Annotated in this window: 8 protein-coding genes; all 8 read right to left on the bottom strand. The window is 28.0% G+C overall.

The genetic code is table 11. From position 1 onward, the window contains the following. Positions 1-221 precede the first annotated feature (221 nt). Positions 222-380: a 30S ribosomal protein S27ae gene (locus tag Q0138_RS07080; RefSeq protein WP_012956276.1), complete on the bottom strand. Its 159-nt coding sequence runs from the start codon at positions 378-380 to the stop codon at positions 222-224. A gap of 25 nt (positions 381-405) precedes the next feature. Beyond that, positions 406-723: a 30S ribosomal protein S24e gene (locus Q0138_RS07075; protein ID WP_297982601.1), complete on the bottom strand. Its 318-nt coding sequence runs from the start codon at positions 721-723 to the stop codon at positions 406-408. Between the two features lie 94 nt (positions 724-817). Next, the gene (locus tag Q0138_RS07070; RefSeq protein WP_297982597.1) at positions 818-1,318 is read right to left on the bottom strand and encodes a DUF359 domain-containing protein; all 501 of its coding nucleotides are present in this window, start codon (positions 1,316-1,318) and stop codon (positions 818-820) included. Positions 1,319-1,869: 551 nt separating this feature from the next. After that, positions 1,870-2,691, bottom strand: a complete 822-nt coding sequence (locus tag Q0138_RS07065) for a DUF4013 domain-containing protein (protein ID WP_297982595.1) — start codon at positions 2,689-2,691, stop codon at positions 1,870-1,872. A gap of 311 nt (positions 2,692-3,002) precedes the next feature. Next, positions 3,003-3,188 carry a transcription elongation factor subunit Spt4 gene (gene spt4 / locus Q0138_RS07060; protein WP_297982592.1) on the bottom strand — a complete coding sequence of 62 codons (186 nt, stop codon included), beginning with the start codon at positions 3,186-3,188 and terminating at the stop codon, positions 3,003-3,005. Continuing rightward, positions 3,188-3,754 carry a DNA-directed RNA polymerase gene (locus tag Q0138_RS07055; protein ID WP_297982605.1) on the bottom strand — a complete coding sequence of 189 codons (567 nt, stop codon included), beginning with the start codon at positions 3,752-3,754 and terminating at the stop codon, positions 3,188-3,190. The genes spt4 and Q0138_RS07055 overlap by 1 nt, the downstream gene beginning before the upstream one ends. A gap of 304 nt (positions 3,755-4,058) precedes the next feature. Then, positions 4,059-4,454: a PIN domain-containing protein gene (locus tag Q0138_RS07050; protein WP_297982589.1), complete on the bottom strand. Its 396-nt coding sequence runs from the start codon at positions 4,452-4,454 to the stop codon at positions 4,059-4,061. Between the two features lie 128 nt (positions 4,455-4,582). After that, complete coding sequence (locus Q0138_RS07045; protein ID WP_297982586.1) at positions 4,583-5,806, bottom strand: translation initiation factor IF-2 subunit gamma; 1,224 nt, start codon at positions 5,804-5,806, stop codon at positions 4,583-4,585. Positions 5,807-6,021: the final 215 nt, after the last annotated feature.

The following is a 6,021-nucleotide window of genomic DNA, read 5'->3' as shown; positions in this document are numbered from 1 at the left end:
AAAATAGAATTTAAATTAAATAAAATTAGTTTAAATTAGATAAAATTAGTTAAATTAGTTAAAATTAGTTAAAATTAGTTAAAATTAGTTAAAATTAGTTAAAAATAGAGATTAAAATTAAATAAAAATTAAAAAATGTTAAAATTAAATAAAATTAGTTAAAACTAGCCTATTAAGTTAAATATTAAAAAATAAAAAAAGATAAAGAAAATAAAGAATATTTATTCTTTAGTTTTCATTTCAGTGTATCCGCATTTACCACAAGCGTATCTATCACCATGGTCAGCCATAAATACACCTTCAGAACAACGAGGACAGAAAGGATTTTTTCTTACGATTTTGTCTCCTTCAACAGTATATAATTCTTTTTTAGTAGCCATATTAATATCCTCCTAATTCATTAATCTATTCTTCCGCTTCATCTTCTTCTTCAGCAGGAGCTTCTGGTTCTTTGTTTTTAGCAATTACACTAGGTTTTTCTACATCTAATAAGGATGATTCTCTACCATATACTTTAGCATAACCTACAGCTTTAGGTTCACCGTATCCTGGTTGAAGATTGTCAACTACGATTAATTCTTTTTTAGTGTCGAGTAAAGCAACTAATTTACTTTTTACATCTAAGATTTTAGGAGTTGCTTCCCCTTCATATGAACAGTTAAATCTTACTTCGGTTCTGTCAAATAAAATATTTTCTTTTTTCTCAATAATATCGATTTCCATCATAAAACCTCTTTTTTTTGGTTTTAAATAAATTAAATATTCATAATAATTGATACAATTAAAATAAAATTTAATTTTCAGGACAAATCCAAGACTATTCTTCATTAAAATATGTCATGAGTTTAGTGGCCTTGTCCTTAGCTTCAAAAACATTAACAAAAACCAACCCTTCATTAGGTTGACCATATAAAATAACAGCATCTTCAGGAGCCATTAATAAGCAAGGAAGAACAGCAAGATCTTCTTCCCCCTTAACAACAATGAGACGATTTTCATTATCTTCACGTATTAGGGAAATTGCTGAATCTATGGTTTCCCATAGGTTCTCAGTAATGGTACCTGCAGGATTGTCTGCTTCTAAAATGTTTTTTGTTTGAATAATATTATGATTATGATCTTTTCTTTGAATACGATTGTCTATAATTCCCAAGTCAGGAATTAAATCGTTATCAAGAAGATTTTTAGTGGTTTGATCACCAACAGAGATTAAAAAACTAGCTTCCTTGATTTTAGGAATTGCATCTTCAAAATTAACATACAATTTGCCTAAGGGAGCCTTAAATTCACCTATTAAATTTTCATCTAATACAAACAAGTTTTAACCTCAATCAATCAATCAAAAAATCATTATAATAAATTGTTATTTAAAATTAAAAAAAAACTATAGTAAACCAATTTTATACTTGAAAGCATTATAAAAATTGTTATTTAAAATTAAAAAACTATAGTAAAACAATTATTATACTTTAATATTTATCTAATTCAAGATATATAAAGTTTAGCATAAAAATAGTTTAAAAAAATAAAAGCAATATTTTAGAAAGTAAAAATAGGGCATTTTTATAAAAAATCAATGAAATATTGCTTTAGAAAATATAAAATTAAAATTAAAATTAAAAGCTAAAAAATAAAATTAAAATAAAAATTCTAATTAAAAGCCTAATAATTAAAAATAAAATAAAATAAAAATTCTAATTAAAAGCCTAATAATTAAAATTAAAATAAAAATTCTAATTAAAAGCCGAATAATTAAAAATAAAATAAAAATTTTAACATTAAACCTAATTAAAAAATTAAAATTAAAATATTTTAACCTAAAATAAAAAAAATAAAAAAATAAAAATCAAGATTTGATCTTGATTTTATTTAAACGTCGGCTTCAAGATATAAGTTTCCTAAAGCTCTGGAAGCAAATAAAAATATGAATGGGCCAACCAATATAAATGAAACAAGTACACCTATATATGGCACTGCAGTAACTATTCCTGCAATAATTCCTAAAATAGCTGCAATAATTATATAAATAATATACCATCCAATAAATTTGCCAATTCCAATTGCACGAATGTCAGCAATTACTTCACCAATGCTTAAAGCTTCACCTATACTGTCATATTTAGCAAATCTGCACATTGCAATTTCAAGGAGTAATCCAAATATTAAAAATAGAATTACAGCAATGATTATTGTAATGGAAAAGCTTGATAAAAAGGAATTAATATATTCCTGTGGAATGTTAGCCAATACAGAATTAGCAGTTACATTAGCAGTAAAATTATTGGTGTTGTTTTGAATAACCCCTGCCAAATCAACAGTGGCTGATGCACCTCCGCTTATAAAGAAAACAACAAAGGATAAAATAATAGGAATAATCCAATAAATAATTTCCACTACTAAGAATTTAATTCCAGAAACTAAATTTTTTCCTAAATTCAAAGCAGGAATTTCATCTGAATATTCAATGGTTTCCTTAAGTACGCTTATTGAGTAACCTTGAATGATAAAATAAAGTATAATTGAGATAATTCCTAAAATGGATATGGTTGCAACACCAAGGTCAATGCCCCATGATTCCAAGATTTGGGATATGTTAGCAACAACAAAGACAATACCTAAGATAAGCAATGCCTTAAAATCATAACTTGGGTAAGTTAAAGCCTCTTTAAATATTTCAGTCAAACTTGCCATTTCAAAACCTCTTAATCATTTATTTAAAAATTTATTTTTATTTAATTAATGAAAAATCAATAGATAATGCATAAATAAATAAAAAAATTAATAATTTTAATAATATTTATATTATTAGATTTAGTATATAAATTTTATGGAAAAGAAGAATTTTAAATAACATTTGAGAAAAATAAGAATAAATTAAGAAAAATTAGTAAAAATAAATGAAAATAGCTAAAATAATAAGAATAGTAATAAAAAAGATTAAAAATAGCTAAAACAATAAAAATAGTAATAAAAATTAAAAAAAAGAAAAAAAGAAAAAATAATTATCTGACTCTTAATGCGTATTCTCCAGGTTTGGAAATTCCAAGTTCCTTTGCAATGTCTGAATTTTCAGGATCTGTAATAATTAAAATTCCACTCCAATTGGTGGATGTAGGATTCTTACATTCAGGACATTGCTCTTTATCCTCAGACAATAAACTACAATGTGTACAAGCTTTTAAAACCATTATACCGCCTTAGCCTTTTTTTCTTTTGCTTTGTTCTTTTCATTTACAATCCATTCAAATTTACCTAAATTAGGTTGTCTCATAGTAAGACCTATCTTAGATTCTTGAATGGTTTTTCCTTTAAGACTTAATGTAACTATTCTGGCTCTAACCCTATCTCCTTCAGTTAAGACCTTATTGGATTCGTTAGCTAAAAGAGCAGCATTTCTAGGATCATAATTTATATAATCATCAGTTACTTGAGATACATGAACAAGACCATCCATAGGCCCAATTCTTACAAATGCACCAAATTCAGCTATATCAATAACTTCACCTTCAACAATTTCCTGTTGTTCAGGCTTAAAGAAGATTGCATTGAAAATAACATTATGGTAAGCAGCTCCATCACCCATGATAAGAACTCCTTCACCAATCTCTTCAATACTGGTTACTCCTACAATTAAACCTAAATATTTATCAAGTTGACCATTGTAAGACTCATTTAAAGTTTCAATAGCTACATCTTCAAGAGGTTCACCAAATCTGTATGGTGGAATTCTTACAGTTCCCTCAATAGTTGTCATGTAATACAAAATAATCCCTCATATAAAATATAAATTGAATATTCAATTAAAAATATAATTATTGTAATATTTAAACTTAATCCAAATCAAGAATAAACTTAAATGGATTAAGTAAATAATAGATTTTAAATAAATATTAAATTATTAGCTAAAAAAAGCTAATAAACTAAATAAATTAAATAAACTAAACAAAAATTAAATTAAAAAACTAAAAAAGCCAATAATTTAAATAAACTAAACAAAAATTAAATTAAAAAGCTAAAAAAGCCAATAATTTAAATAAATTAAATAAATAACCATAATATTATGGCAAATAACCCTCAACAGCTAAATACTTCTTTTGTCTTAAATAAATTAAAGTAATGCCCTTTCTTTTAGCTCTTCTTTTTAAATCAATGTCATTTGTAGCTAAAACCTTTGAAATTCTAAGCAAGGCATCATCAACAGATTCTCCATTATTTAATGGGATCTGTTTAACTTCTATTTCATCTGATTGGGCTATTTTTAAACCTAATCCTGCAGCCAATCTCACCTTTCCCTTGCTATTCTTTTTCAATCCTTGAAGTTCACGAATAACAAAGTCACAGGTAACAAGGCGATAATTAGGCAATATTCTTTTAAATTCTTCTAAAATATCAACATTGAATTGAAAAGGAATCATAAAAAAGTTTGTATCAATAAACACTTCCCTAGATTCCATAATATCACAAAATATAAAATTTTAGTTTTGAAACAATTATTCCTAAATGTTAAGAAAACATTATTAATGAAATGAGCAAATCATTCAATATCATCATCCATCATTTATATGAATGAACCCATTATCATTTATTGAATAATACCAAAACCGATTAATCTCCAACGTGCTCCTACCCTACGGGATAAAGCGACTCTGTCTCCCTTATCCGCACATACAGGTAATTTCAAAGCAACAGAAACGTTTTTCTTAACCTTTGTTACAACACCAATGGTAGTTGTTGTACCACAGTTAATCATTAATGGTTCCTTGATTTTAATTGGAGCCACTTCTCTTTCTTCCTTGGTACCGACAACACGGTCCAAGAGTTCGGTTTTCATGTCAAAGCCATGCAAAACTTCAGGCAATGTACCTTCAGCACCTGCAACAGAACCTGACAATGAATCCGCCTTGGTTAGGGAAGGGTCCAACTTGGTAGCAACTCCTATAAGACCGCCAGGACCAACCTCTTCAACAGCCTTTCCGCCAGCTTCAAGACCAATGATTTCAGAGGTTAAATTCATCCATTTGTTCTGTTTGCTTTCCTTGATATTGATTCCAGGTCTTATTTCAATCATATCCCCTAATTTAAGGGTACCTTGAACCAAACTTCCACCGATTACTCCACCTTTAATCTTATCTGGGTGAGAACCAGGTTTATTAATATCAAAAGATCTTGCAACATGCATCTTGGCAGGTTTATCCAATTCCTTCTCTGGAGTCACGATGGTATCATTAATAGCCTTGATAAGAATATCTATATTTGCTCCTTGTTGAGCGGAAACAGGTATGATTGGTGCATCTTCTGCACAAGTACCCTTTACAAATTCCTTAATTTCCTTATAACTTTCAATAGCTCTTTCCCTAGGAACAATATCAACCTTATTTTGAACTACAACTACATCCTTAACGCCGATTACATCAAGAGCCATCAAGTGCTCCTTGGTTTGTGGCTGTGGACATTCCTCATTGGCAGCTATAACTAAAACTGCACCATCCATAATAGCTGCACCAGACAACATGGTTGCCATCAAGGTTTCGTGTCCAGGAGCATCTACAAATGATACCTTTCTAATAATTTCAGTTTCATTTCCACAATGTTGACACTTTTTAGAAGTAGTATAGCATAAAGGTTCTTCACATTCCGGACATTCTCTAAATTCAATATCAGCATATCCCAAACGAATGGATATGCCTCTTTTTGTTTCTTCACTGTGAGTATCTGTCCATACACCAGACAATGCTTTTGTAAGTGTTGTTTTACCGTGATCGACATGGCCCACCAGTCCTATGTTAACATCAGATTGTACTTTCACAGATTACACCTTTATTTTTTTATTTGGAAATTGATAATGAATAATATTGTTTAAACCAAGTTTAATTAAATAGAAAATAATCTATTTAGTCCAATATTAAAATATGAAAATGACAAATAATTGAAAATCAATGAATTGAATTCAATTTGAAATTAATAATAAAATAATCAATAAATAAATATAAATTTTTAATGCTTTTAAAATAATTTTTTATT

The sequence above is a fragment of the uncultured Methanobrevibacter sp. genome, assembly GCF_937906425.1.
Taxonomy (GTDB): domain Archaea; phylum Methanobacteriota; class Methanobacteria; order Methanobacteriales; family Methanobacteriaceae; genus Methanobrevibacter.
Note: the sequence above shows the minus strand (reverse complement) of the source record. Positions and strands in the feature narration are given on the sequence as shown.